This window comes from Shewanella sp. QJM3NY_23 (assembly GCF_056173105.1).
The window spans coordinates 2995345-3022139 of sequence record NZ_CM149657.1; the positions used below are offsets into that span (position 1 = coordinate 2995345).

Sequence of the window (26795 nt, forward strand, 5' to 3'; positions counted from 1 at the left end):
GGTATCTCGGTATGAAAAGTGCCATAAAAAAAGCCACCTTAAAAATAAGATGGCTTTTATTACAACAAGTTGACTAGCCGATAATTACTTTTCTAAACCGTGGCAATCAGCGCACTCAGTAATCGTTAATTCAGGGGTATGCATTTCCATGTCAACGGTGTGAGCATCGCTCATAGCATGACAATCATTACATGTAGCCAATGTTGCTTCGGCTTCTTGGTGTACCGTCAAATCGACTTTCTCATGGCATTCAGTGCAATCAAGTGCTGCAGCTGAACCAGCAAAGAGTAAGGCGGCAACAATAGCGAGATATTTCATAGTGGCTCCTAGAGTCAGCGGCTATGACCAAACTGACAAAATAGTGAAATAAAGGTGACGCTCAATTTAGCTTTTACAGCGAACACTCAATTTTCGCTAAGGCTAAACACCTACTAAAAAAGCAAATTGCTGCGAACCGATAAACCTAGACTTACCGATCAGTATTAACTGAAACTTAAAAGTAACAACAATCGGAGTAAAATGCTAATAGCATCAAACGTTAAAGCTCAACTTTGTGATGACTGTCAATATGATTAACACAAGGTTAATCAGCCTAAGCACATCTGCACTCAGGTTAATTGTGGGTGAGTTCTAGATGAATCTGCTGACCTAGCGTATTTACCCACCATAAAGCCTAGCGATAGCAATAAATACAGTGCAGTAAGTGGATAATGAACTGATTGAACAGCATTTATGCCATCAAGTACCGTTTAACAAGCGACATCCAATAAAAAAGCTGCCCTTGGGCAGCTTTTTCACATTACAACAAGGTTGATTAGAACGAGGTGCGCTTATAACGACGGTAATCGGCCGTCCAAAAGTTATCCTCAATCGCTTGTAACAACAATTCATCGCTACAAGGCAGTGCATGGCCTTGCTCAACAGCAACCTTAGCCACCGCAAACGCAATATGCTTACTCACCTGATGAATATTTTCCAGTTTAGGCAGCAGTGAACCGTGTCCCTGTATCGCCAGCGGTGAACATTCGGCTAACGCACGGCTCGAGGCCATAAGCATTTCATTGCTGACGCGTTTCGCGCCAGAAGCCAACACCCCAAGGCCAATACCTGGGAAGATATAACTGTTGTTGCACTGAGCAATTTCAAAGGTTTGCTCGTCAATGACCACAGGTTCAAATGGGCTGCCTGTGGCGACCAATGCTTCCCCTTTCGTCCAATGCAAAATGTCCTTTGGCGTTGCCTCAACACGGCTGGTTGGATTTGACAGCGGGAAAATGATCGGGCGCGCACAATGACTGTGCATCGCTTTGATGATCTCTTCGCTAAATAATCCCGGCGCCCCTGACACACCAATCAATACAGTCGGCTTGCCATTGTGCATCACATCTAACAATGAAATGTTTTCACTCTCGGTCGTCCAGCTATCCACCAGCGCAGACTTCTGTGCCAAGGTTTGCTGGAACGGCAATAAGTTAGGCATGTTGTCTTGCAGCAAGCCCCAACGGTCAACCATAAACACCTGCTGACGAGCCTGCTCATCAGAAATACCTTCAGAGACCATTTGCGCCACAATCGCCTCGGCGATACCGCAGCCGGCGCTGCCTGCACCTAGAAACGCAATTCGCTGCTGACTCAACTGAGTATTGGCAGCCTTACACGCAGCCAGTAATGAACCAACTGTCACTGCGGCAGTGCCTTGAATATCGTCATTAAAACAGCAGTATTGGTCTTTATAACGCTCAAGTAATGGCATGGCATTCTTTTGCGCAAAATCTTCAAACTGGATCAATGCATCTGGCCAGCGGCGATGCACGGCTTGCATAAAGGCTTCAACAAATTCGGCATATTCTTCGCCGCCAATACGCTGATTACGCCAGCCCATATACATAGGATCTTCAAGCAAGTGCGGATTATCCGTGCCCACATCCAACGTAATCGGCAAGGTATATGCTGGGCTGATCCCACCACAACTGGTATACAAGGAGAGTTTACCAATGGGGATCCCCATACCACCAATGCCTTGGTCGCCAAGACCTAAGATACGCTCGCCATCGGTGACCACAATGATCTTCACTTTTTGGCGAGTCGAGTTATTCAAAATATCATCGATACGGTCTTTATGAGGATAAGAGACAAACAGACCCCGGTTACGACGATAGTTTTTTGAAAAACGCTCACACGCCATCCCCACCGTAGGGGTGTAGATGATAGGCATCATCTCGGTAATGTGGTTTTGCACTAAACGATAAAATAGGGTTTCGTTGGTGTCTTGAATGTTTCTCAAATAGATATGTCTATCGAGATCATTACTGAAGTTTTTATATTGGTCGTAGGCACGCGACGCTTGCTCTTCAATTGTTTCGATAACATGAGGCAGGAGGCCCTCAAGGTTAAAGAAAATACGCTCTTCTTCGGTAAACGCACTGCCTTTATTAATAAGAGGCGCCTCCAAAATGGCTGGACCAGCAAAAGGAAGATATAGCGGGCGTTTATTATCGTCCATTGGTAACCTTTATTGTATGTGAAATAGTGGATTGACTGTCGTTCGAATGCGGCAAGATTACCACAAAGTGTGATCTTTGTTGTCTTTTTAGCGGTGGATTTTTGATTATTTTATCCTTGCCTTTGTTTTAAACATCCTACTTTTGCCCACAAAAAAGCACAGCCTAGGCTGTGCTTTTGATATGACTTATTGAAGATCACTTACCACGATATTTAATCGATAACCCAGTAAGGAAGTTACGCAACACCTGATCACCACACTCTTTAAAGTGCTTATGGCCCGGCTTTCTAAACAAAGCACCTAACTCTGACTTGCTCATGCTGAAGTCTGCCAAGGCAAGCGTGTTGATGATATCTTCTTCACGCATCTCAAGTGCGACTCGAAGCTTCTTGAATATCAGGTTATTGTTTAACTGCGACACGGGCTCAGGGATCTCAGCACCCTCTTTTAAACCGCGCTTCTCGATGATCAAGCCATCAAGGAACAGACAAAGGGTCTTATCGTTACACGGTTTATAGCCCTCTTCTGACTCTTTCTTAAGCATGTCGAGCAGTTCTTCTTGGGTTATCTCATGTTTTACCTTGGCAAAAATCTTAATCATTTTCGCATTTTGGTAGTCAAACACAAAACGTAAACGGCGTAATATATCGTTGTTAATCATAATCGAATGTCTTTACCTTTTGGATAGCGCGGCTGCGCGATCATCTTAGAGGCGTATTATAACTGAGTTTTACCGTTAACTAAGCGATTTTTTCACCATTTTTGGCTCATCACGCCGCGGATATTTCATCTGCGTATATACATTGGAGTCAAGCCCACAAGACAAACGATTACCCTAGCGTTTTCCAATAGATAAATAGGCCTGCAAAGCCCAGCAAATACCCCATGCCCAACCAAGATAGTAAGCGCATTTTAGTACCATAACGATCCGCCACGGCCAAGCGTTCACTGGTCATTAATCGGTAATTGAGCCACGCAAAAATAATGGTCGTCATAAACGCTAGCGTCATAACAAACTGTAATAATGGCAACAAGGCACCTTTGAAAAATAAGATGATCCCCAGCCCCAATAGACTCACCCCCACCATGATGGCCGTTAGCCAGGCACTACTTTTGTCGCTTGGCTGCTGCATCAATAATTGCCAACCTAACGCTAAGGTTCGGCTGTAACCATCAATCACAGTGACAGTGGTACTGAAAATACACAGCAGGGCCACAATGGCGATTAAATAACGACTTTCGCTGCCAAGTACTTGGCTATAAAGGGTAATGAGCTGGTCAGCAAATTGAGCTCCTGAAGCCGAAAAATGCTCACCGCTACCATGCATCACCAAGGTTCCTAAGGATAAAAATACCACCGCCAATACCGCTGTAGTGGCATAACCTAAATTAAAATCGAACAAGGCTTGCGCTTGAGTCACTCTTTGCTGCTTTTGCTTTTCTAATAGCCATAATGAGTTCCAACAACTGACTTCAATAGGCGCGGGCATCCAGCCCATCATCGCCACCAAAAAGCCCACATGGGCCCAATCCCATGGCGAAGGTGACACAAATCCGTCAACTATAATGGGCTCGGCGTTAAACGCTAATGCTGCTGCCGTTAAGGTGGTAATGGTTAACACCAACATGACCACCTTAGTCACCTTATCAAGCAGTTGATAATGCCCCAGTATCAACATGAGCAAGCTCGACGCTAAAACGATGAACGCCAAGATATCGATAGATAAGGGAATAAACAAAGTGAGCATCGCCGCTGTTAACATCGCCACGCCCGCAGTGCTCGCAATGGCCGCAATGGTATTGAGCACGGTAAACAACAATAGGTAGCGCCTGCCCTGCTGCAAGTAACCGTGCAGCAGACTCTCGCCAGTGGCGGCGGTATAACGCGCTCCTGCCGCAAAAAACGGATACTTAAGTAAATTAACCGCCACGATCACCCAAGCTAGCTGCCAACCAAATTCGGCACCAGCGCGGGTTGAAGCGACCAAATGCGATGCACCAATGGCTGCTGCTGCCGCCATTAACAACCCAGGCCCAGTGGCTTTGAGTACGCGATTGACTCGCCCAAGTGGGCCAATGGCCGCCATGGTTTGGGTGCTATTCATAGTGTATTTATCCGTTTATCGGTAATTTAATCATTAAGGTTTAAAAGTAATCGTTATCAATCGAAATACACTCAGTTATTAGCTACATGAGTTACCATGCTCCGTCTATAACACATTGTTTATTTCAGACCTTTTATAAGAAACGGTTTATCAAAGATTGTCCATCACATTTTCTCACTAACCTACCATTGGACAGTAAAGCCACAATGTTATCGCTAGCCGCTACATAAACCCTGAACATCAAGTTTATAGCTGATTCACTGCAGTCGCCTAGAGAACTTAACGCGATAACACCGTACAACAACTCAATAAGATACCAATTCTTCATTCGCTCGCCAGTTAGCCTGATCGCCTATTGACATTAAGTTCCTAGCCGCTAAATTAGGTAACCCACTTTAAACAAAAAAATAACAATTAAACAACAGCAAGCCAGAGTCTGGCAGTCACTTAGTTGTCGTCAGTCACTGAATTAATACTATAAAAACATCATTAGGGAAGATCATGAAAAGACCTCAAACTTGGCCAAGCGCTTGCGCTATTGCCATTACAATCGCACTGACTCCTCACGCCTACGCTGCTGATGACACCGTTGAACGTATCGAAGTAACAGGTTCTCGCATTAAACGTACCGACATCGAAGGTCCATCACCGATCCAATCGATCAATAAAGATGATATCGCCAACATGGGCTTCGATAATCTGCAGCAATTGCTTGAGCGCATGCCAGCCAACGGCGCCGGGGCATTTTCTACCCGCGGTAATAGCCAAGACTCTACTGCCAATGGCGCTGCGTCTATCAGCCTTCGCGGCCTAGGTCCTGATGCCACACTTGTATTAATTAATGGCCGCCGGGTATCTGTCAGTTCATTTGCTGAAGGGATCACTAACTCCTTTGTCGATATTAACAATATCCCGGTTTCATCCATTGAGCGTATCGATATCTTAAAAGATGGGGCTTCTGCCATTTACGGCTCTGATGCGATAGCTGGCGTAGTTAACATCGTGTTGAAAAAAGATATCGAAGGCATTGAGCTTAACTTAGGTTATGGTGATGCATCTGACACAGGGTACAACGAGCAAACCGCGAGTTTAGTGTGGGGCACCAAGTCGGACCAAGGCAGCGCTTCAATCATTCTTGATTATTTTAAAAACGACACCCTAGCTGCCGATGAACTCGGCCGTTTAGGTACCGCAGATCAAAGCCCATACGGTGGCGAAGACTTCCGCTCTTCTCGTGGTTTCCCGGGGTACTTTTATGTTGATGGCGTAAAAACTATCGATCCTAACTGTCCAGCTGATAGCGCCACAGCAGGCGGAAGTTGTTTGTTTGACTATGGTCCTTATAACTTAACCATTCCGGCTGCGGAGCGCGTTGGAGCTATCGCCCAATTTGACTACCACTTTAATGATGAGTTAACCGCTTTCCTCGAAATTGCCGCTCAACATAACACCTCAGAAGCGGGCGGCGCACCGACCCCGTTAGATGAAGATGCAGGACTGACGGTTCCCGGTAGTCACCCTGATAACCCTTGGGGCAAAGATATTCAAATTGGCCGCTTCCGCACTGTTGATGCGGGTGCTCGCCGCTGGGATATTGAATCCGACTCGCTACGTTTGGTGGCCGGACTTCGCGGTAACATTAATGATTGGGATTGGGAAATCTCGGCCCAAAAAGGGCGCAGCGAATCGACCCAAAAAGGCGATCGTTCGCAAGGTTGGGTGAGAACCGACTTCTTGCAAGCAGAAATCGACGCAGGTAACTACAACCCTTTTGGTGGCACAATCAATTCACAAGAGGTTATTGATAGAATAACCACTAGTTTAGTGCGCCAAGGTGTATCTCACCTTACAGCCTATGATGCCAGCATTACAGGCCATGCCTTTACACTAGCCGAGCGTGACGTGATGATGGCTGCGGGGGTCGAATACCGCGAAGAAGATGTCAGCGATATTCCCGATGATCAATTTCAACGAGGCTTAATCTTCGGTACAGAAGCTGTCTCAGCTCAAGCCGATCGCGATCAATACGCAGCTTATGTTGAATTTTCGATTCCGCTGACCGATAACTTTGAGCTGCAACTGGCTGGCCGCTATGACCATTACAGTGATTTTGGTTCAACCACTAACCCTAAAGTGGCATTCCAATGGGGCATTAGTGATGAAGTTACCGCTCGCGCTTCTTGGTCAACCGGCTTTCGTGCTCCCTCTCTGGCACAAATTGGCTTAGGTCCATCACAAGAAAGTAGCTTTTTTATTGATACCTATCGCTGCGCTGCCGACAACGTCGATTGCACCGCATTAGATTACAATACCGAGTTTTCGGGTAACGCCAACCTTGAGGCCGAAGAGTCTGAAACATGGAACGCCGGTCTTATATGGGCGCCGAGCCAACAGTTCGACATTGGTTTCGATGTCTATAGCATTACCCAAGATAACAAAATCGATAAGCAGCCTTTAGGCGATCTCTACACTGCCAATTGTAATGATCAAAACAGTACTATTTGTGAACGTTTAGCGCCTCAAGCCGGACAATCACTTGGCCCAATCAGTGTTATCAACTCCAGCTTTATTAACCTCAGCTCGCAAGAAGTGCAAGGCATGGACTTATCAGCCCATTACGGTCTAGAACTAGACGGCTATGGTGACATTAAGTTCGGTTTAGAATACAGCTACTTGCATAATTTCGAAAAAGATAACCTCGATTACACAGGCGAATATAAGTTCCCTAAAAATCGCTGGTTATTAACATCACATTGGGCAATGGATGATTTTGCTGCCAACGTTAATTTCAGCTACATAGGTGAGTTCGAAGATACGCCAGACATTGATTTCGATGGCGTATTGGATTTTGAAACCAACCAATCTCGTATGGTTGAATCACAGCTGCTGGTTGATATGTCAGGCTCTTACCGCTTTAACGATACCGTTAAGCTAACCCTTGGGGTAAATAACGTATTCGATGAAGAACCTCCCTTTGCCATCGGTGATGGTGACACGGATCTCTACGGCTACGTGATCTCGGTTCACAACCCAATGGGACGTTACCTCTACACTAAACTGTCGATGAAGTTCTAATCTCATTAACCTCAAACGGCGCCAAATGGCGCCGTTTTTATATCAAGCACATCGCCCGATTAGCTTACTGCGCCTCCCTCAATCAAGCTTAAACAAATAGCATAGCAACATCATTTCAGACGAAAAAAATGCTAACACCCACTAAAAATAAAGACCCAAAAGCAGCCATAAGGCTCATGCTCACCGGCTTCCCATCATTACCATTAACTGACCTAAGACGTTTCCAGAAAACGATGAAACCTTAATAGAAGCACATTGCGACTTTGACGCTCAAGCATGCTCAAATAGGCCGCCCTCAAGAGCGATGCAATCGACATAGAGCAAGCCCCAGCAAAAACAAAAAATGCCAGTCAGCTTAACTGACTGGCATTGGTCTTCTGGTTACCTTTACGGTATTTGAGCTAACACTTAAAGCTGGGTGGCCGCCCACTTAGCACGGTTTTCACGGCTCTCTTTAAGCCCCTCTTTTTCGCGATAAGCTTTGTAGGCTTCGACATCCAGAGCGATTAGGGTCACATCGACCTCTAGTACCAACTTGCACTCTTTTTTGATGCGCCATGCCGCGGTGTTATACAGCTCAGTTAATGGCAACGCACTCAAAAACTCAGGGTTGTATTGGGTATAAATCGCCTGCGTTGGGTACACCACAAAGCTTAAATGTCGCTTGGGTTCTTTTTTAAATAACTCTTCAATACCATCACAGGTATTAAGCACTTGCATCTCGATGGTTTCATCAAGTTCAAGTAATTTTTTTGCTGCAAGTCCTGATACGTCAGCCTCGCCCGCTTCCCAAGCCAACACTTGCGCTTCGGTCGACTTTGATAGTTCAGCAACTTGCGCCGCACTTAAACCTAAAGAGTGGCGAAGGTAAGTAATTTCAATCGCATTTAACTCTGCATTTTTCGACATATTAATTTCCAAATGGGGTACGTAAACATCTATCGTTTTGCTTTTGCAAATATCAGCTAAGGTGAAAAAGCGCTGACAAGGTTAAGCGGCTAAGCTTGGATCCACACGTCTTCGGCCCACTGCCAAAATGATTCCCAACCCTCGTCATCGAGCTCACCATCACGCCACAACATCACCTGACCTTCTTGGTCGATACAGTAAAAGTCATCGCCCATCTGACAGATAGCGATGTACTCTCGAGGCAGGCCAATAGACCAAGCGTATGAGGTCACCTCGGGCAAATAGGTATGCGCATATGGATCACTGGCGGTCACGGGTTCTAGCGTACCGTGGATCACATCACTGGCATACAAGAGGTACTCTTTTAACTCTGCAGGCAGTGGGATCAAAATTTGCTCTTCCACCTCCACCAGCTGTTCAAAGGTGGGTAACTCTAGCGGAACCGGTACGGTTTCACTTAATTCCTGTAGCTGTTCGATCAGATCATGCATGGTTTATTCGCTAGTTATGGGGCTAATGGCGGCAAGTATAATCGCTTTGGCGGGGATTTGTTAAGCCAATTTCAGTCGAAGGCTGATGGGTAAACGCAGCTCAATGGCGTAGCGGTGGATTATCTGTCGCCGCGACGCCATCGGCTGAGGACAATATGCCGTTGCCACCTACGCAGCTTGGGCAATAAGGTTAGCACTGTCGATACGTTTATAGTGCAGCCATGCCTTGTGATAGCACTTATGAGACTGCTGACGTAACTGAGTGATTTTAGCCAGTTCCAATTGACTCAGTGCACGTTGCTGCTCTTTGGCGTTGGCTTCAATAGTTTGCACAGCTTGATAAATCTGATGCTCCTCACCACTTTTAATCTCAGCAATGGCTTTAAGGTGTAACTGAACCTCGGCAATCATGCCGCTTTGTGGCAGCTTGACTAACAAATTAAGATCGCGATAACCCGATGCTTTAGGCGTGGCAAAGCGGTTTTTAACCTGCACAATCGTCGCCTTGTGTTGCAACGCTTCGAACGCATGCATCAAGCGATGAATATCGCTGGCAACAATACTGGCACGGGCTAAATCGGTAATTTGACTGGCATCACCATTAAACTTAACGGCGACCTTCTGCGCCGCGCGCTGATAACTTTTAATCGCCGGTACAATCAACTCGTAGTGCTCAGCCCCATCAATACTCTTGAGTATGTCTTGCAACTCTTGCTGAGCGCCATCGGCTTTGGCGTAAAGTTGCTCTAGATTACTGCTGGTTTGTCGAATGGGTTGTGACGACGTGGTGGGGATGGCGATAAGGCCAGCGAGGTTAGGATTAAATGATTGGCGGGAGATGAAGTTGCTGCGTGGGTCTTTTAAATTAACTTGAGGTTCATAACTGGCGGCTAAACCGCTACGGGTCGACAGCAATAACAGGAAAATAATAAAGGTGCGAAATAATCTATTCATAACCATCCTCGGTAACAATCCTAACCTTGAGCCTCTAATCTATCCTCCAATGGCTTAACCCTTGCTGAATGCAAAGTGAATATTGATTCATCTTAACGCACGATAAAAAACCCACAAAAAAGAGCGCGTAATGCGCTCTTTTTATTAACTAAAGTAACATTTTAAAGCGTAAAATTTATCTGCATAGCAGCAGATAGAATAGCGCTTAATCTTGCCTTAAAGACTTACCAAATTTTCACCTGCTTTTCAGGCGCAATATACATAGCGTCGCCCTCTTTAACGTTAAAGGTGGTGTAAAATTCTGGCATGTTTGACAATGCTCCTATCGCACGGAATTTAGCGGGTGAATGCGGATCGGTAGCCACTCGATTACGCATCGCTTCCTCTTTCATCTTAGCGCGCCAAATTTGGCTAAAGCCGATAAAGAAGCGCTCATCACCACTCAAGCCGTCAATAACAGGAGCTTCTTTGCCATCGAGTGACATTTTATAAGCCTTATAGGCGATGGTCACACCCGATAGATCGCCAATGTTCTCACCCAGTGTCAACTCGCCGTTGACCTTAAGATCATCAAACACCGCATAGTTATTGTACTGTTCGACTAAGGCTTTACCGCGCGCGGCAAACTCTTTTAAGTCTTGCTCTGTCCACCAATCACGCATGTTGCCTTCACCATCAAACTTAGCCCCTTGGTCATCGAAACCATGGCCCATTTCATGGCCAATTACGGCGCCAATGCCACCATAGTTAACCGCATCATCGGCCGACATGTTAAAAAATGGCGGTTGTAAGATAGCCGCAGGGAAGACAATTTCATTCATCGTTGGGTTGTAGTAAGCGTTAACCGTTTGCGGCGTCATGTGCCACTCCCACTTACGGATAGCTGAGCCAAGTTTTTCTAGCTCTTTATCATGGCTTAAGGTACTGGCGCGCATGGCGTTACCCACTAAGTCATCACTTTTAATTGTCAGCTTAGTGTAATCTTCCCAGCGATCGGGATAGCCGATTTTAGGGTCAAATTTAGCCAACTTATCTTTAGCCGCCACTTTGGTGTCTGGACTCATCCAGCTTAAGTTTTCGATACTTTCGCCGTAGGCGCCGCGCAAGTTTTCAACCAAACCTTGCATGCGCTCTTTAGCTTCAGGAGTAAAGTGACGCTTAACGTACACCTTGCCGACAACTTCACCTAAGACAGAATTCACCGCGCCCACGCCACGCTTCCAACGAGGCTCTTGTTCTGCTTGGCCATTAAGGGTCTTAGAGAAAAACTCAAAATTCTCTTTGTCGAGATCTAAGCTTAAATTACCGGCAAAATGGGTGAGGGTTTGCCAAGTCATGTAGGTCTGCCATGTGGCTAAATCATTAGCCTTAAGCACCTCATTGAAGCCTTCAATAAAGCTAGGTTGGTTAATGATAATGTCTGCTTGCTGGTCAGCACCTAAGGTTTTAAGGTAACCGTCCCAGTTGATGTCTGGCGCTAACGTAGAGAGCTCAGCCACTTGATACAAGTTATAGGTCTTAGTGCTATCACGCGTTTCGACCACATCCCAGTGACGGCTGGCGATAGCGGTTTCTAGGGCTAACACCTGCTCTGCACTGGCTTTTGGATTAGGTAATCCCGCCAAAGTGAACATTTTTTCAATGTGTTCGACAAACGCCTGACGGATCTTAACGAAACGCTCTGCTTCGTTAAAATAGTAATCTTTTTCAGGCAGGCTTAAGCCATACTGCCAAATATGGGTGGCATAACGGCTAGAATCTTTAGCGTCGATGTTGATATAAAGCGCTAGGGGTGTGCCCCCACCAATCACTTGACTATGGGCAAAATACTCAACTAATTCATCTTTGTTTTGTAATGCGGCAATCTTATCCAGCTCTGCCTGAATAGGCTTTATTCCTAATGCATTCAGGGTTTCTGTATCCATAAATGAGCGATACAGATCGGCCACTTTTTGCTCGTCACTGCCCGCGGTGAGGTTAGGCGTGGCTGCCACTTCTTCAATAATGGCTTTAACGTCATCACGAGACTTTTCACGTAAATCATAAAAGGCGCCCGTGCTGGTACGATCGCTTGGGATCTCTGTGTTATTGATCCAGGTGCCATTCACATATGAATAAAAGTCGTCTTGCGGGCGAACCGACTTGTCAAAGTTAGCAAAGTCGATACCCGAGGTCAGCGCTTGCTCAACGGCAACCGCTGCTTCTGTTTTGGCCATCTCAGGCGCACTAACTTCGACTTTATCGTTATTACAGGCACTAAGACCCATGATTAATGAGGCGCAAAGTCCACCTACGAGCACTTTCTTCATCTGAATTCCTTGGTATATGCTGATTGAGTTATTGTTTTGTCGCTGCGTTTATCGATGTGACTATGACGCTAGAGCCCTGCCGCGCTTATCATCTAGCTCAAATGGGTCATTTACTGCAAACTATACATGTTAAATTGTTTAGGCCAATGTAAACAAGTTAATCTCCCATTCTGCTGACGTCATTGCACCACAGATATGTAACTAAAGGTTTCATATTACAGGTTTGACATCCCAGCAAGCGGCTCTCGGCATCCCGAGGGTGGCTAGTGACGTCGAGCGAATTACTACGCTACCCCTTTCCCTTTGCCGGCGCTAGCCTCATAATGTCTGCCATTATGATTTTATTGCCGAGTAACCTGTGCGTTTAGACAAATTTATCTGCGAGTCCACCTCTTTAACCCGCTCACTGGCCAAAAAAGCCCTGCATCGAGGCGATGTGACCTGCGATGGCACCATAGTCAAAGACTCCGGCTTTAAAGTGACTCCACACCATCAAATTTGCCTTAATGGTGAAGTCATCTCAGTGATTGGTCCTCGCTTTATCATGCTCAACAAGCCAGTCAATACCATCTGCTCAACCATAGATGAAGAGTACCCGTCGGTGCTGAGCCTTATCGATGTCGCCAAACCAGAAGATCTGCACATTGCTGGTCGCTTAGATGTCGATACCACTGGGCTGGTACTGATCACCAGCGATGGCCAATGGTCACATAAAATCACCTCACCGAAAAAAGAGTGCGGTAAGCGCTATCTGGTCCAGCTGGCCGATCCAATTGGTGAAGCGCTCATTGCCGAGTTTGCCCAAGGCATAGCACTGAAAAATGAAGATGGCCTCACTAAACCTGCCACCTTAGAGATTATTGACCCGCAACAGGTGCGACTAACAATCACCGAAGGTAAGTACCATCAAGTCAAACGCATGTTTGCCGCTGTGGGTAATAAAGTTGTTGGCTTACACCGCGAATGTGTCGGCCATATCGAACTGGACGAGGCGCTCGCACCTGGCGAGTGGCGCTACTTAACCGCCGCCGAAATAGCCTCGGTTTAACCGCTTATCCCCCTAAAAAAACGCCCATCATTAACCGCGTTAATAATGGGCGTTCATTATGTCTTAGTGGCACTCACATGTCGCATCGTCATGGCGAGCGATACCTTATCACTCGCCGCTAATCACACTCTTGATGCTGTTGAGTAAGGCTCTGTCGGTACGGGCTTTTTTAAGCTTTTTAGCACTTTCTTTTAATGACGCATCCGATAAACGCGTAAAAATATTGTTGTACTCTTTTTCATCAATCGCTTCATCACTGTCGGCCAGCTCGGCAATATCTTGCGCCACACGACTCAGTTGCAACCAAGCGTTAGCGATATAAAAACCATGAAAATCGGCTTGCGGCAATAATGCACTGGCACTGGCTGGTAGGCCATCCCACACGGCTGCAAATTTTTGGTCTTTATCTTCAATCAATTCCTGACAAAGATTGGCATAAGCTTCCATCAAATTAGCCGGCACCTTATCCATAGGGATAACGCTATTGCAGACGTTTAACGCCACCTGTTGTGCCCGCTGTTGATAGGCTTGACTCTGATAATTCATATGTTTGTAAACCCTTTAATTAAAATGTCCCGCTGATATAAATACCATAGTTATCTTTACCGGCAATCGGGCTGATAGTGATGCCTTTATAGGGATCGGTAAAATAGAGTCCCGACACTATGCCAATCGCTGCGCCCGCTAACACATCTTCCAGATAGTGTTTATCACTCGCCACCCGGGTATAACCAACATAACCGGCAGCCACATAAGCCGGGATCGCCCACTGCCAACCATAGCGTTGCTGCACAAAAGTAGCCGCGGCAAAGGTATCGGCGGTGTGTCCAGAGGGAAAAGAGTCATCGCCCGATCCATCTGGACGCTGTTTATCAATGGCATATTTTAAGCCTTCGACCGCCACACGCGAGACCACGCCGCTTTTAATCAGCTGCCAACTGCCCTGATAATCATCTTCAACGGCGATAGAGGCCCCTAAAGTGACCGCAGGTAACAACAGATGCAATACATCCCCCGACTGTTCAAGGCTAGATGCGCTGCAGTAAGATGAACTTAGCAGCATGACAATACTTGCGCATAATCGTTTCACTATAACTCGCTTAAAATAGATATCGGGAAAAGGCTGACTTTATACCTGTCGCGCAGACGAAAAGCAAAACTGAGTGCCATAAACCCCATATGAGTTGCCTGCCACGCTTCATCGACGCCCCTAGTCGGTCCCCCACTAAGCTGCACTCAGTCATTTGCGCCCAGTGCTACGCTACGACCTCACGCTACTGCTGATACTAATTCTGATACTAATTGCTGATTAAGCTTGTGAGCCACTCAAGGTGTTGCCACTGCGGCTTAACTGGTATTATGTGGCAGTTAGCCATCATCACTATGTCGATACCATTACCATGCAAACACAGCCAACAGCGCTATCTCAACTCAATAGCAGCCAACTGCAACAACTTGCCATCAAGATAAAGCAGTGGGGCAAAGCGCTCGGATTTGCACAAATAGGCATTACCGATACCGACTTAACCCAAGAAGAGCCCAAGCTACAAGCATGGCTCGACAAGGGGTATCACGCACAGATGCACTACATGCAGGCCCACGGGATGATGCGAGCCCGCCCGCAAGAACTCCACCCCGGCACCTTAAGGGTTATCTCGGCGAGAATGGATTATCTGCCACCAGAAGCTGGCTTTGCTACCCATTTACGCGACCCGAATATGGCCTATATTTCTCGTTATGCCGGAGGCCGTGATTACCATAAGATGATCCGTAATCGGCTCAAAAAATTGGGTCAACAGATTGAGGCAGAATTAACCAGTTTAGGCATGGAAAAACCCAACTTTCGTCCTTTTGTCGATTCAGCCCCTATTCTTGAGCGACCATTAGCCGAGAAGGCGGGCATTGGTTGGACGGGAAAACACAGCTTATTGCTCAATCATCAGGCCGGCAGCTGGTTCTTCTTAGGCGAACTGCTTATTGATCTGCCGCTGCCGATAGATGTGCCCATTCAGGCCGATTGCCAAACCTGCGTCGCCTGTATCAAATCGTGCCCCACCAATGCCATAGTTGAACCCTATGTTGTCGATGGCGGGCGCTGTATCTCTTACCTGACCATCGAACTGCAGGGCGCGATCCCAATCGAATTTCGGCCGCTGATCGGCAACCGTATCTACGGCTGTGACGACTGCCAACTGGTGTGCCCCGTCAATGCGCAGGCACCATTGACCCAAGAGAGTGACTTTCACACTCGCGACCCACTTAAACACCCGCAATTGCTCACACTGTTTGCTTGGAGTGAAGCCGAGTTTTTACGTTACACCGAAGGCAGTGCCATTCGCCGTATTGGCCATAAGCGCTGGCTTCGTAACATTGCCGTGGCGCTGGGCAATGCGCCGCATTCGGATGCCATTATGGCCGCGCTGCAGCACAGACGTATAAGCGATGAGGTCGATGAGATAGTAATAGAACATATTGACTGGGCGTTAATGCAGCAGCAGACAAAAGCCAACCCACCCGCCGATGAGACCAGCACATTAGCGGTACAAATGGTCGCCGCGCAGCACCCTAACCGCAAGACCCAGCGTGTGGTCCGCACCATTGAAAAAGGCTTACCAAGAGATGCGTAAGCCTTAATATAAGCCGTGGCGCAAACCACCTATCGCCTGCTTTCCGTTATCTGTCAGTATCTAAGGTAAAACCCACCTTAACCGTGACTTGCCAATGGGCAATGAGCCCCTCCTCTAAATGGCCACGGGTCTCAACCACCTCAAACCAACGTAAATGATGTAACGACTGACTCGCTTCGGCGATGGCATTCTTTATCGCTTCATCGGAACTGATGGGTGAAGATCCGACAAGCTCGATGATCTTATAGGTGTGACTCATAATGATTCTCCCAAGTTAGTTGGTCGTCTACTTTGAGTATAGAAAGCTTTTTTACCTCTGCGCGTAAAAAGCCCACTATCGGCATTAATGGTAAAAATCTCCTAGACTGAAGGCAATCAAATCGCCGTAGTTCATCTGCATAGGAGCTCGAATGGACAAGCCAATTATTGCTGACAACAAACCCAAGAAGGTCGAATTAACCCAAGGTAAAGAATACTTTTTTTGTGTCTGTGGCCGCTCTAGCAACCAGCCATTTTGCGATGGTTCCCACCAAGGCAGCGGCTTTGAGCCAAAAGCATTTACGGCAAAACAAGATGGCGACGCCTACCTTTGCGCCTGCAAGCACACAGGTAATGCCCCTTTTTGCGACGGCAGTCATAAGCAATTTACCCAAGAGCAAGTCGGCACAGAAGGCCCAGGCATCTCCGCGGCGCCCAGCAATGATGAGATGCCAAGCGCCATCGCCACAGCAGAAGAGCCCAGCGTCGCCCTCATCCACCAGCTAGCCAGAGAAGGACTAAGCACACTGGGACATCACGGCCCTATAGTCGCCATGGGCGTGCCGCGCCAACAGTTGCCCCATTGGGACGATATCCAAATAATGACCGCGCAGATGGCAACAAAACCGCTATTTGAAGATGAGAAGGTACACACCGAGCTTATCATCGGGCCCGAAGCACGTAAGCCGCTGCAACTCAGCATCCCCTTATTGGTCTCTGATATGAGTTTTGGCGCCCTGTCTGAAGAGGCGAAAATCGCCTTAGCCAAAGGTGCAGAGCTTGCAGGAACAGGCATCAGCTCTGGTGAAGGGGGTATGTTACCTGCCGAGCAAGCGGCCAACTCACGTTATTTTTATGAATTGGCTAGCGCCAAATTTGGTTATAAAGAGGCGCTATTACACTCGATTCAGGCATTTCATTTTAAAGGGGGCCAAGGCGCTAAAACCGGTACTGGCGGCCACCTACCTGGCATCAAAAATCAGGGAAAAATAGCCGAAGTACGGGGAATAAAGGCCGGTGAAGATGCCATCTCACCACCGACTTTTCATGATCTGCGCTCGGTCAGCGACTTCAAACGTTTTGCCGATCGCGTACGTGAGCTCAGTGGAGGCGTGCCTATCGGTTTTAAACTGAGCGCCAACCATATCGAGCAAGATATTCAGTTTGCCCTCGACGCCAGCGCCGACTACATCATCTTAGATGGTCGTGGTGGTGGCACAGGCGCCGCACCACAAATATTTCGCGACCACATCAGTGTCCCAACCATCCCGGCACTTGCTCGGGCGCGTCGCTATTTAGACAGCCAGGGCGCTAGCGGGCGCGTCACCTTGATTATCACTGGCGGCCTTCGATTGCCGATGGACTTTGTTAAAGCCATGGCCTTGGGCGCCGACGGCGTCGCCATCGCAAACAGCGCGATGCAATCCATTGGCTGCGTAGCCGCGCGAATTTGTCATACCAATAACTGCCCAGCAGGTATCGCCACCCAAAATGCCTCTCTACGCCAGCGGCTTAATATCGACACCTCAGCGCGGCAACTGGCCAACTTTCTTGCCGCCTCAACTGAGCTGATGCAGGTGATGGCGCGCGCCTGTGGTCATTATCACCTAAGTGATTTTAATCCTAATGACTTAGCCACATGGCATAGAGAGATGGCGCAGCTATCGGGCATCAACTACGCCGGTATCATGCCGATTAATGACAACTGAGCTAGGCTGAGTGATGGGCAAAAAAGAGGTGAGCCGCTTAACGACTCACCTTCATGCTGTATCTTATGTAAAGAATTGAATTAAAATACTAATACAGCAAATCCAACTCTAAAAAACTCATTCCAAACAATTAAGCCAGAAACAACAGAGCTCGAAAATTCAACCGACCTAGTTAACTGCCGCCAGCGCTTTTAAACCCGCTTCGGCGATGCGCACATCTTCACTGCCGTGGGCACCGCCCACGCCAATGCCGCCAACAACGACATCATTAATATAGATGGGGATGCCGCCGTCCATTGCTAAAATATTTTCATCCAAATACCTGATATCTTCAGGAATGGTGCCCTCTTTAACCCCTTTGGCAATCACAGCGGTCGGTCTTTTTTGCGAGTTAGCCGTGTAGGCCTTTTTATAACTGGCACGAATGGTGTGAACCCCAGCTTGATGATCTCTAAGCACGGCTAAGGTTTGTCCAGATCTATCGACCACAGTGATAGACACCGCCAATTGATCTTGTTGAGCTTGTAAAAATGCAAAATTAACTATCTCTTGCGCCATTTTTCCAGTTAAAACTGGCAGCATAGTAACCTGCTCGGGCTTATTTTCAGCACGTTCATCTTGGTGGGCTTGCGCCGAGTCAGCATGCCCAGTAAAGGAGACGGTTGAAGCCGCAAACGCAGCCGACACTAATAATTTGTTCATGTTTCACCCTACATTTGAATTGACGAATAACGATAGGAATATGGACGAAAGCCAAGTAATTAAGCGAAGTCTAACGCAATAAGATTTAATTTAATACCTTGATATAATTTGATTTAGTTCAGTATTAGATTTTAAATAAATTGCGATAGGTGCTGTGATGTGTGCTTTGATACGGTCATATCATTTAATGATCAAGCAACTGCGATACAACTTAAGCCGCTTTTATAAGCCAGCCAGATATCGCCATTTGCCAATCAAGCGAATGCTATGGCGCTAAACGATTTCCCTGCCGTGTTATTGTGTTATCGAGAAGCACTTATCGGGTCAATCCCTTTACTGCACACACAGATGATAGCCTCAGCAGATGGACGCTTTCATAAATAGCCCTTACTTCTTACTTCTTAACCTCTTAATCTCTTAATCTCTTAATCTCTTGCCCACCATGAATGACACTTGCTGCGCATCATTTTTGCAAAAAAATAGGTGGCTCACTTAAAGCCACCTATCTTACCCGGTCATTTATTGCACGAACATTGACATCCAAGACAACATCAAGCTCATCACATTAACCCAGTCTGCGTCTTAGCTCCTGCGTGGCCGTCACCATATTTTGCAACGCAGGTTCAACTTCATCCCAAGTGCGCGTCTTGAGCCCACAATCTGGATTAACCCACAATTGGCGAACAGGAATTTTAGTCACCGCCTTGTCGATAAGCGCAACCATCTGCTCGACGCTGGGGATATTCGGGCTATGGATATCATACACGCCTGGGCCTATCTCGTTGGGATAGTCGAAATCTTCGAAGGCATTGAGCAACTCCATATTTGAGCGCGAAGTTTCAATGGTGATCACATCGGCGTCCATGGCAGCAATCGATGCGATGGTGGCATTAAACTCGCTGTAACACATATGGGTGTGGATCTGGGTGTCATCCTTAACGCCGGCGGCGCTGAGTTTAAAGGCGTTTACAGCCCAATCTAAGTAGGTTTGCCACTGTGATTGTTTCAGCGGCAACCCTTCGCGAAATGCCGGCTCATCGATCTGGATAATCTTAATCCCCGCGTTTTGCAGATCAACCACTTCATCACGGATGGCCAAGGCCAGTTGGTTCGCGATCACCTCGCGGCTAATATCTTCGCGGGCAAATGACCAATGTAAGATGGTTACCGGGCCAGTCAGCATCCCTTTGACGGGTTTATCAGTCAGCGATTGGGCATAGGTGGCCCAGTCTAATGTCATCGGCTTAGGCCGTGAGACATCACCATAAATTAAGGGCGGTTTAACACAACGTGAGCCGTAACTTTGCACCCAGCCAAATTGGGTAAAACCGACGCCATCTAACTGTTCACCAAAATATTCCACCATGTCGTTACGTTCGGCTTCACCATGAACCAACACATCGATACCCAGTTTCAACTGCCTTTGTATGGTGTCGCGAGTAACACCTTGCAACTGGGCAATATACGCCGCTTCGGTCAACTCACCTTTACGCCAACGACTGCGCAGTCCTCGTATGGCTGGGGTTTGTGGAAACGAGCCTATGGTCGTGGTCGGCAGCAAAGGCAAGCGCAGACACTGTTGCTGTAATACTTGCCGCTGGGCAAAACGGCTTTGGCGCTCAAAATCGCCAGTGGTTAAGGCAGCGACGCGCTCATTCACTTGCGAATTAGCCGCCTGCTGTCTGGCCTCGCGGCGCGCGCGGCAACGCTGGGCTGTGGCCAGAGCAGCCTCTGAGGCTGGCTCGATTAATAGAGTACGCAACTGGCTAAGCTCATTGAGTTTTTGTTTGGCAAAACTGAGCTGCTGACGCAGCGCTGTATCAAGCTCGGTTTCCACATCAAGATCCACCGGGCTATGCAGTAACGAGCAAGACGGCGCTAACCAGATCTGCTTGCCTAAATCGGCCACCACAGGGGCAATATCTGCGGCAATCTTATCTAACTCGGCCGCCCAGACATTACGACCGTTAATCACCCCTAGGCTCAATATTTGCTCGGGCTGTAAACTGCCCGCAAACAACGATAACTGCTCTGGCGCACTGACTAAATCCAGATGAATACCCGCCACCGCTAAATTCGCAATTAGCCCATGGTGATGTGCCACCGAGCCATAATAACTGGCCAATAACAGCTTAACCTGCGCGCGGCTCAATGAGGCATAGGTTGCGGTGAAGGGCGCTTGCCACTCAGGCGTTAACTCTAATGCTAAGATGGGTTCATCAAGCTGCACCCATGTCACCCCTTGGGCTTTAAAGCGAGCAAGGATCGCCTGATAAACCTCAATCAATTGGGGTAACAAACTCAACTTATCAAATGCTTGCCCCTCGCATTTTGCCAAGTAGAGGTAAGACAGTGGCCCAAGCAACACAGGTTTCACCTGATGACCCAAGGCTTTGGCCTGCTCCACCTCATCAAACAACTGTTCATAGGCAATACTGAACGTTTGATTTTGACTCAGCTCGGGCACGATATAGTGATAATTACTATTAAAATACTTTTTCATTTGCGAGGCGCTGCTGGCTGTACCTGTTGGGGCGCGCCCTCGTGCCACTCTAAATAGGGTATCTAAATCCACCTTGTCGCCATCACGATGGCGAGCTGGAATAGCATTAATGGTGGCGCTTAAGGTAAGCACCTGATCGTAGTAGGCAAAGTCACCTACTGGCAGCAAACTCACTCCCGCATCGGCCTGCCACTGCCAATGAGTTTGCCGTAAAGTGCTGGCCACCTCATGCAGCGCCGCTGGCGTGATCTCTTGGCGCCAATATTGCTCTAACGCAAACTTAAGTTCACGCTGACGCCCAATTCTAGGAAAACCTAATGACGCGATATTGATAGTTTGCATACTGATACCCTTCTAAATGAGATAAGCCAACGAGTGATGACCCCTACACCGACATCACAACTCAAGCTTGATTAACAATAAATACGCCACAAGCAAAACAGGCGTCTGGACGTCTAGAAGTTTATTGTGTTAATCTGTTGGTTCGCAATGGAATTGATTTCAACCCCAACATGAGCAAGATTCATCTGAGGTAAAAATGATAGAGCTTAGGCATTTACGAACATTAGTTGCACTCAAGGAAAGTGGCAGTCTTGCTGGGGCTGCAGAAAAACGCTTTGTCACCCAATCGGCTTTATCCCATCAAATCAAAGAGCTGGAAACTCGGATTAACTCAGCCATCTTTATCCGTAAGAGCAAGCCGCTGTCGTTTACTCAGGAGGGAGCGCGGCTACTGCACCTAGCCGAAGAGATATTGCCTAAGGTGACAGAGACCGAACTTGATCTTAAAAATGGTCTCAATAGTGACAATACCGATCTGTTTGTGGGGATTGAATGTCACAGCTGTTTTCGCTGGTTAATGCCGGTTATCACTGAGTTTAATGCCAGCTTTCCCCACAGTAATTTAGAGCTATCGAGCCGGCACCTATTTGATTCGCTAACGGCACTCAAGCAGGGGGAATTAGATGTGGTACTAACGTCAGATCCTATTCCAGATCATGATATTACCTATCAGCACTTATTTGATTTTGAAGTAAAACTTATTTGTGCCGCCGATCATCCCCTAGCAACGCAGCCCTTTGTCAGCCCAGCTCATTTAGCTCAGCAAACCTTGCTCACCTACCCTGTGCCGCCCGAACGTTTAGACATTTACCGCCACTTTATGGAGCCTGCGGGCGTACCTATCGCTAAACAAATTCGATGCGATCTCACCTCCATGCTACTGCAACGCATCGCCTGTAAAGATGGCGTCTCCGCCCTCCCCACATGGTCGATTAACCAAGCCCACGGCTTGTCACTTAGCGCGCTACCATTAGGCCGCGACGGCTTAAAGCGCCCGCTATTTGGGGCCTATCGCCGCAGTAGTAGCAAAACTCGAGTGGCGCAACACTGGTTGCAGTTAGTGGCTAGCGAAGGGATGGTAAAACAAGAAGATGCAATAATGGCTTAGCTGATACGATGATGCACATTTAGACACTAAAAACCTATTTTTTACTAAAAAAAACAGGTTTTTAGAGTTTATTATTAACAATCGATAATGATTAAAGTGGCTTGAGCAACTGATTACGCATCGCTAATACTCGGCGTAAAATCAGGCCGGGTGAGTCACTGTTACGTGTCTGACGTAAGTTGTGCGCGATCATAAACTCTTGACGTAATTCCTCATCTAAATCGAGTGACTCAAAAGCATCGAGGGTGAGGGTCTGTTTATGATTATCAATAATCGATTTAATGATAGACAGGGGTAGAGACTGTTCCGATTCAGCGTTTAAATACGCAAAGGCGGTTAAGGCGACAATTTCGCCAAACACGCTAAACAGCGCCAAGGTTTGCACTTCATCAGGGTCAATATTCACCCCTTCCATTTGGTGTAAACTGTCGACCGATTCTGCTGCAATGCTTTCGGTGAGTGTCCAGTAACCCGTCACCAACTTTTTATACAGCTGAGGCAACTCATCGAGTCGCTCTTTGAGATAGAAAGTAAATGCGTAACGATAAATGTTAATTTGGCCTAAACGAACCAAGGCATCTTTGAGGGAACGGTTTTTAACGGCGGCAGCACAGGGGGCGGCGGCCGCATTGCTACGGTACAGCATGTGAGCTGCTAATGCAGGATCGGAGGAGACAATATCAATGACATTACGAATATCGCCGTCGGCAATAATGGCTTTTTTTAACGGGATAAGAATACCACGGCGACCAATGACCTGCTCTTCATTGCCGATAATCGCACGTACTTGAGTGAATACTTGATGCTCAAGATCTGTCATGAGAAGTTATTAACCTGATTAATCGTTGTGGCAAATCGCCAATTGTTACCATCGAATTTACCCATAAAACGCCCGCTGCGGTCAAGTCGATTTGCCACAAAACACTACTTTAACGCAAATAAATCGATAAAGCAGAGCATGTCAGCCATAAAATCCTATTATGCAGCGCGTAATAGCGCTACGAAGTTACAAGCCACTAACAAGCGTTACAATTTGGAACACAAAATAACCTCAGTTCGAGGTAATAAAGGCATTTAAAATGGCTTTTTATCCCGCTAATTGCAGGGTATTGACGTGTAAGAGACTCCCTATAATAGCGGTAAATAGCTTTTATGAGTAAAACTCATGATAAGTTTGAGATGAAATCATAATGAGTAATAAGCAATAAGCAATAAGCAATAAGCAATAAGCAAAATTGACTACTTACAATCTCAACATCGCCCGCTCAAATAGCTCCCGCCTGCTGTAAACGTTGATGCAGATGCTCAGCCAACTGACGATAACCGGCATTATTGAGATGAATCGCATCAGATTTTAGCTCGCTCGATTTAAGTAATTCTGCCAGTTTGTCTTCAATAAGGAGTAAGCCATATTGCTCACTTAAACGCTTGTAGAGACTAGCAGGTGTCAGCCAAATCCCTTTTTGAGGCACAGCAATTAAAACAATGGCAATATCACGCTGCTGGGCTTGCTCAATCATTTGCGCTAAATTTCGCTCAACTTGCTGCTCACTCATATTACGTAAAAAATCGTTGCCGCCTTCCAGCAATAACACTAAATGAGGTTGGGTGGCATCTAACACCTGTGCAAATCGCTGCGCCCCTTCGCCGCTGGTTTCGCCAGAAATGCCAGCATTGACCACCTCAAGGCCGGTTAAGTTAGCCAGAACACTGGGATAATCGGCTCCGGCACTGGCGCCTACGCCTTGGGTGAGGCTGTCGCCAAAGGCCAAAATACGCCCATGCTGCGGTAATGTTGCTAACGTCTCGCCCTTTTGAGGCAGTAGCCAGGCCAGCAACACGATGGCGATACCCAAGAGTAGCCATTTTAATTTCATCTTTTAACTCCTTGTTTATCGCTTTGCCACTCACAAGACTAAACTGTAATGATTAAGTCTGGCTTAATCAATTTAAGGAGCTGTTAAGCCTGAACCTCACGAGTAATGCTAGCGCTAGCATACACTTACGATAAAATTGCGGCCATAAAAAAGCCAATCAGCAAACCTGATTGGCTTTATCTTACTTTAAGTCACTTGGCGTGCACGCATTACCGCTTAAAAGCGGTAGCTCGCGGTTAAACGCAGCGCGCGGCCAGTCCCCGAATAATAACCGTTGCCCCATGCACTGTAATAACCTGCGCTAACATACTCTTCATCAAGCAGATTATCGACTCGCAAGCTGGCTAACCACGAGCCGCCAGTATAGTTAAGCGCGACATTGGTGAGCAGGTAATCCGCTAGCTTAGGATCAACATTGGCGTTGTCGCCCTCGATAAAGCGCTCCCCCGTATACAGACCTTCAACAAACAGTTGCACATGTTCACTGATATCGTAACTGATATAGCCACGACCCGAATGCTTCGCCACCCAAGAGAGTGACTTACCATCATTAACGCCATCGGTAAATTCGGCATCAATGTAGTTATATTCAAGCCCCAGCAGCACCTGCTGCATAACTTGCCAATCCCAATCTAAACTGACGCCATAACGACGTGATGCATCGGCGTTCACGTTAGCACCAGGGAAACTGCCGCCAGTTGGGGTGTCGGCGCTAGGGTCGAATACAATTTCATTTTCTAGATCGAGGCGATAGGCACTCACTCGCAGTGTTTGCTGCGCTAGCGTCCAGTCCCACCCCGCTTCATAAGAACGGCCAGTTTGCGGCTTAAGCCCCTTCACATTGGCCGGGGTATAGGCTTGCTCATCAACCTTGGCAAAGCGGAAATTGTCGTCGGCGCGCAGGTAAAAACGCTGAGCGTCCGTGGGGCGATAGTTAATCCCAAGTTCAAATGCGTGGGCATCCTGATCCAGCTCAATGCCGTTAGCATAGGCGCTGGGGTCACGCAGATCGTCGGTCACCTCAGCATAACGACCACCCACAATGTAACTCACACTTTGAGTCAGAGGCACTGTGGCTTGCACATAGGCACTGGCCTGCTTTTGCACGTTTTCACGGCCACTGCTAAACACTGACTCACCGCGGCTTAAATCGAGCCCGGTCACTAGGGTTAACGGGCCGTTTTCAGTAGTAAAGTTAGCAGTCGCCTTAGGGTTAAACTCTAGTAATGAGCGGGTATCGCGGCGGTTACTGCCCCAGTTATTGAGCCCTGTGATTAAGGTGTCGGCATAATTGATATCCGCCCCAAGCTCCCATTGCTGATTGAGTTGACGCTGGTAGCCCGAACGCAGCGCCGTGGTCATCTCATGCAGATAACTGTCATAGGCACCTGGTGCGCTGGCATCTGATTGGCGTGGATCTTGTTCAATCTGCTCGAGGGTTAATGCGCCTGCCAATTCTCGACGGTTGTCATAGTAACTGCTTTCGGCAAAAAAGTGCTGCGCATCGTCTTGATACTGCAAGCGCCCTAATAACGATGAGGTTTCATTCGCGTTATGGTCGCGATAGTTATCCCCTTGGTTATAACTGGCCGCACCATAAAAACGCCAATTAGCGTTTATCGCCCCTGACACATCAACGTTACCTTCATAGGTATCAAAACTGCCCCCTGAAAGCTGCACGCTGCCACCACTGCCCTGTGGCGCTTTGGTGATGATGTTAATCACACCACCCACCGCCTGATCGCCATATAGCACCCCCGCACTCCCAGACATGATCTCGATACGCTCAACTTGATTAAGGGCAATGGCGCTAATGCTTGGGGCGGCAATATCAATATTGTTTAGTCGACGTCCATCAATCAAAATCAAGGTATTACTCGCCGCTTGGCTAGCACTAAAGCCCCGCAGTGCAAATACGGCTCCGGTGTTTGAATCGGAAATCTGTATACCGCTTTGACCGCGTAACACTTCGGTTAAACTCGTTGCGCCACTCATCTCAATCGCGGCGGCATCAATCACATTGACGTTAGCGGCAATATTGAGAGGGGTACTGACATTGCGACCAATAACGGTAATGGTGTCGTCGATATTGATTTGCGCAGAGGTGGCATTTTGCGCCGTCACTGAAAACGCAGAAAAACTAAATAAACCGCCAATTAACAGGGCGATAGCTGTAGGTTGTGTACCCATTTACCTTTAACTCCTAAAAGGGAAACGGGGCAAGAGGTCACGACTTCACGCCGCCGAATAGGCGATATGAGGTCGCATTTCGAGA

At 47.4% G+C, this 26795-nt stretch carries 21 protein-coding genes; 5 read left to right on the plus strand and 16 right to left on the minus strand.

Going from position 1 to position 26795, the window contains the following annotated elements:
* Positions 1–84: 84 nt before the first annotated feature.
* The 4 genes from AC0VXX_RS13310 to AC0VXX_RS13325 all read right to left on the minus strand — a co-directional run bounded on the left by AC0VXX_RS13310 (position 85) and on the right by AC0VXX_RS13325 (position 4608).
* Entirely contained in the window at positions 85–318 is a 234-nt protein-coding gene (locus AC0VXX_RS13310; RefSeq protein ID WP_475514622.1) for a cytochrome c3 family protein, read from the minus strand.
* A gap of 496 nt (positions 319–814) precedes the next feature.
* Positions 815–2503 (minus strand): NAD-dependent malic enzyme, encoded by a 1689-nt coding sequence (locus tag AC0VXX_RS13315; RefSeq protein WP_475514623.1) that lies wholly within the window; start codon positions 2501–2503, stop codon positions 815–817.
* A gap of 196 nt (positions 2504–2699) precedes the next feature.
* Positions 2700–3164, minus strand: coding sequence for a YehS family protein (locus AC0VXX_RS13320; RefSeq protein WP_110457489.1), 465 nt, complete (start codon positions 3162–3164; stop codon positions 2700–2702).
* 169 nt (positions 3165–3333) lie between these two features.
* Positions 3334–4608, minus strand: a complete 1275-nt coding sequence (locus AC0VXX_RS13325) for an Nramp family divalent metal transporter (RefSeq protein WP_475514624.1) — start codon at positions 4606–4608, stop codon at positions 3334–3336.
* A 501-nt stretch (positions 4609–5109) separates the two neighbouring features.
* Here AC0VXX_RS13325 and AC0VXX_RS13330 point away from each other — a divergent pair.
* Complete coding sequence (locus tag AC0VXX_RS13330) at positions 5110–7683, plus strand: TonB-dependent receptor (protein ID WP_475514625.1); 2574 nt, start codon at positions 5110–5112, stop codon at positions 7681–7683.
* Between the two features lie 408 nt (positions 7684–8091).
* Here the strand turns inward: AC0VXX_RS13330 and AC0VXX_RS13335 are convergent, their stop codons facing one another.
* From AC0VXX_RS13335 to AC0VXX_RS13350, 4 genes are all read right to left on the minus strand, one after another.
* Positions 8092–8592 (minus strand): DUF4447 family protein, encoded by a 501-nt coding sequence (locus tag AC0VXX_RS13335; RefSeq protein ID WP_110457487.1) that lies wholly within the window; start codon positions 8590–8592, stop codon positions 8092–8094.
* A gap of 89 nt (positions 8593–8681) precedes the next feature.
* Entirely contained in the window at positions 8682–9083 is a 402-nt protein-coding gene (locus tag AC0VXX_RS13340) for an SMI1/KNR4 family protein (RefSeq protein WP_110457486.1), read from the minus strand.
* A gap of 168 nt (positions 9084–9251) precedes the next feature.
* The gene (locus AC0VXX_RS13345) at positions 9252–10037 is read right to left on the minus strand and encodes a RelA/SpoT domain-containing protein (protein ID WP_475514626.1); all 786 of its coding nucleotides are present in this window, start codon (positions 10035–10037) and stop codon (positions 9252–9254) included.
* 224 nt (positions 10038–10261) lie between these two features.
* Positions 10262–12346 carry a M13 family metallopeptidase gene (locus tag AC0VXX_RS13350; protein ID WP_475514627.1) on the minus strand — a complete coding sequence of 695 codons (2085 nt, stop codon included), beginning with the start codon at positions 12344–12346 and terminating at the stop codon, positions 10262–10264.
* Between the two features lie 358 nt (positions 12347–12704).
* Between AC0VXX_RS13350 and rsuA the strand changes: the two genes are divergently transcribed.
* Entirely contained in the window at positions 12705–13394 is a 690-nt protein-coding gene (gene rsuA / locus AC0VXX_RS13355; RefSeq protein WP_475514628.1) for a 16S rRNA pseudouridine(516) synthase RsuA, read from the plus strand.
* Positions 13395–13502: 108 nt separating this feature from the next.
* Here rsuA and AC0VXX_RS13360 read toward each other — a convergent pair whose 3' ends face one another.
* On the minus strand, positions 13503–13940 hold the full coding sequence (locus AC0VXX_RS13360; RefSeq protein ID WP_475514629.1) for a DUF3069 domain-containing protein: 438 nt from the start codon (positions 13938–13940) through the stop codon (positions 13503–13505).
* 19 nt (positions 13941–13959) lie between these two features.
* Positions 13960–14457: a phosphatase PAP2 family protein gene (locus tag AC0VXX_RS13365; protein WP_475517033.1), complete on the minus strand. Its 498-nt coding sequence runs from the start codon at positions 14455–14457 to the stop codon at positions 13960–13962.
* Positions 14458–14794: 337 nt separating this feature from the next.
* On the opposite strand from AC0VXX_RS13365, the gene queG reads away from it, so the two are divergent.
* Complete coding sequence (gene queG, locus AC0VXX_RS13370) at positions 14795–16021, plus strand: tRNA epoxyqueuosine(34) reductase QueG (RefSeq protein WP_475517034.1); 1227 nt, start codon at positions 14795–14797, stop codon at positions 16019–16021.
* 46 nt (positions 16022–16067) lie between these two features.
* Here queG and AC0VXX_RS13375 read toward each other — a convergent pair whose 3' ends face one another.
* Positions 16068–16280 carry a dodecin gene (locus tag AC0VXX_RS13375; RefSeq protein WP_110457480.1) on the minus strand — a complete coding sequence of 71 codons (213 nt, stop codon included), beginning with the start codon at positions 16278–16280 and terminating at the stop codon, positions 16068–16070.
* Positions 16281–16431: 151 nt separating this feature from the next.
* On the opposite strand from AC0VXX_RS13375, the gene AC0VXX_RS13380 reads away from it, so the two are divergent.
* Positions 16432–17988 carry a glutamate synthase-related protein gene (locus tag AC0VXX_RS13380; RefSeq protein ID WP_475514630.1) on the plus strand — a complete coding sequence of 519 codons (1557 nt, stop codon included), beginning with the start codon at positions 16432–16434 and terminating at the stop codon, positions 17986–17988.
* A gap of 168 nt (positions 17989–18156) precedes the next feature.
* Here AC0VXX_RS13380 and AC0VXX_RS13385 read toward each other — a convergent pair whose 3' ends face one another.
* Both AC0VXX_RS13385 and metE read right to left on the minus strand, forming a co-directional pair.
* The gene (locus tag AC0VXX_RS13385) at positions 18157–18690 is read right to left on the minus strand and encodes a GlcG/HbpS family heme-binding protein (RefSeq protein ID WP_475514631.1); all 534 of its coding nucleotides are present in this window, start codon (positions 18688–18690) and stop codon (positions 18157–18159) included.
* Positions 18691–19255: 565 nt separating this feature from the next.
* Positions 19256–21526 carry a 5-methyltetrahydropteroyltriglutamate--homocysteine S-methyltransferase gene (gene metE / locus AC0VXX_RS13390; protein ID WP_475517035.1) on the minus strand — a complete coding sequence of 757 codons (2271 nt, stop codon included), beginning with the start codon at positions 21524–21526 and terminating at the stop codon, positions 19256–19258.
* Positions 21527–21731: 205 nt separating this feature from the next.
* On the opposite strand from metE, the gene AC0VXX_RS13395 reads away from it, so the two are divergent.
* Positions 21732–22643, plus strand: coding sequence for a LysR substrate-binding domain-containing protein (locus AC0VXX_RS13395; protein WP_475514632.1), 912 nt, complete (start codon positions 21732–21734; stop codon positions 22641–22643).
* A 91-nt stretch (positions 22644–22734) separates the two neighbouring features.
* On the opposite strand, the gene AC0VXX_RS13400 is transcribed toward AC0VXX_RS13395, so the two are convergent.
* The 3 genes from AC0VXX_RS13400 to AC0VXX_RS13410 form a co-directional block, all read right to left on the minus strand.
* Positions 22735–23463, minus strand: coding sequence for an HDOD domain-containing protein (locus AC0VXX_RS13400; protein ID WP_475514633.1), 729 nt, complete (start codon positions 23461–23463; stop codon positions 22735–22737).
* A gap of 445 nt (positions 23464–23908) precedes the next feature.
* A complete protein-coding gene (locus AC0VXX_RS13405; RefSeq protein WP_110457476.1) occupies positions 23909–24520 on the minus strand; it encodes a GDSL-type esterase/lipase family protein in 612 nt (203 codons plus the stop codon).
* A gap of 216 nt (positions 24521–24736) precedes the next feature.
* The gene (locus tag AC0VXX_RS13410; protein WP_475514634.1) at positions 24737–26710 is read right to left on the minus strand and encodes a TonB-dependent receptor; all 1974 of its coding nucleotides are present in this window, start codon (positions 26708–26710) and stop codon (positions 24737–24739) included.
* Between the last annotated feature and the right edge of the window lie 85 nt (positions 26711–26795).

Bases quoted from the DNA above. Each gene is read 5' to 3' on its own strand.
- AC0VXX_RS13310 (WP_475514622.1), bottom strand. From the start codon at position 318: ATGAAATATCTCGCTATTGTTGCCGCCTTACTCTTTGCTGGTTCAGCT.
- AC0VXX_RS13315 (WP_475514623.1), bottom strand. From the start codon at position 2,503: ATGGACGATAATAAACGCCCGCTATATCTTCCTTTTGCTGGTCCAGCC.
- AC0VXX_RS13320 (WP_110457489.1), bottom strand. From the start codon at position 3,164: ATGATTAACAACGATATATTACGCCGTTTACGTTTTGTGTTTGACTAC.
- AC0VXX_RS13325 (WP_475514624.1), bottom strand. From the start codon at position 4,608: ATGAATAGCACCCAAACCATGGCGGCCATTGGCCCACTTGGGCGAGTC.
- AC0VXX_RS13330 (WP_475514625.1), top strand. From the start codon at position 5,110: ATGAAAAGACCTCAAACTTGGCCAAGCGCTTGCGCTATTGCCATTACA.
- AC0VXX_RS13335 (WP_110457487.1), bottom strand. From the start codon at position 8,592: ATGTCGAAAAATGCAGAGTTAAATGCGATTGAAATTACTTACCTTCGC.
- AC0VXX_RS13340 (WP_110457486.1), bottom strand. From the start codon at position 9,083: ATGCATGATCTGATCGAACAGCTACAGGAATTAAGTGAAACCGTACCG.
- AC0VXX_RS13345 (WP_475514626.1), bottom strand. From the start codon at position 10,037: ATGAATAGATTATTTCGCACCTTTATTATTTTCCTGTTATTGCTGTCG.
- AC0VXX_RS13350 (WP_475514627.1), bottom strand. From the start codon at position 12,346: ATGAAGAAAGTGCTCGTAGGTGGACTTTGCGCCTCATTAATCATGGGT.
- AC0VXX_RS13360 (WP_475514629.1), bottom strand. From the start codon at position 13,940: ATGAATTATCAGAGTCAAGCCTATCAACAGCGGGCACAACAGGTGGCG.
- AC0VXX_RS13365 (WP_475517033.1), bottom strand. From the start codon at position 14,457: ATGCTGCTAAGTTCATCTTACTGCAGCGCATCTAGCCTTGAACAGTCG.
- queG (WP_475517034.1), top strand. From the start codon at position 14,795: ATGCAAACACAGCCAACAGCGCTATCTCAACTCAATAGCAGCCAACTG.
- AC0VXX_RS13375 (WP_110457480.1), bottom strand. From the start codon at position 16,280: ATGAGTCACACCTATAAGATCATCGAGCTTGTCGGATCTTCACCCATC.
- AC0VXX_RS13380 (WP_475514630.1), top strand. From the start codon at position 16,432: ATGGACAAGCCAATTATTGCTGACAACAAACCCAAGAAGGTCGAATTA.
- AC0VXX_RS13385 (WP_475514631.1), bottom strand. From the start codon at position 18,690: ATGAACAAATTATTAGTGTCGGCTGCGTTTGCGGCTTCAACCGTCTCC.
- AC0VXX_RS13395 (WP_475514632.1), top strand. From the start codon at position 21,732: ATGATAGAGCTTAGGCATTTACGAACATTAGTTGCACTCAAGGAAAGT.
- AC0VXX_RS13400 (WP_475514633.1), bottom strand. From the start codon at position 23,463: ATGACAGATCTTGAGCATCAAGTATTCACTCAAGTACGTGCGATTATC.
- AC0VXX_RS13405 (WP_110457476.1), bottom strand. From the start codon at position 24,520: ATGAAATTAAAATGGCTACTCTTGGGTATCGCCATCGTGTTGCTGGCC.
- AC0VXX_RS13410 (WP_475514634.1), bottom strand. From the start codon at position 26,710: ATGGGTACACAACCTACAGCTATCGCCCTGTTAATTGGCGGTTTATTT.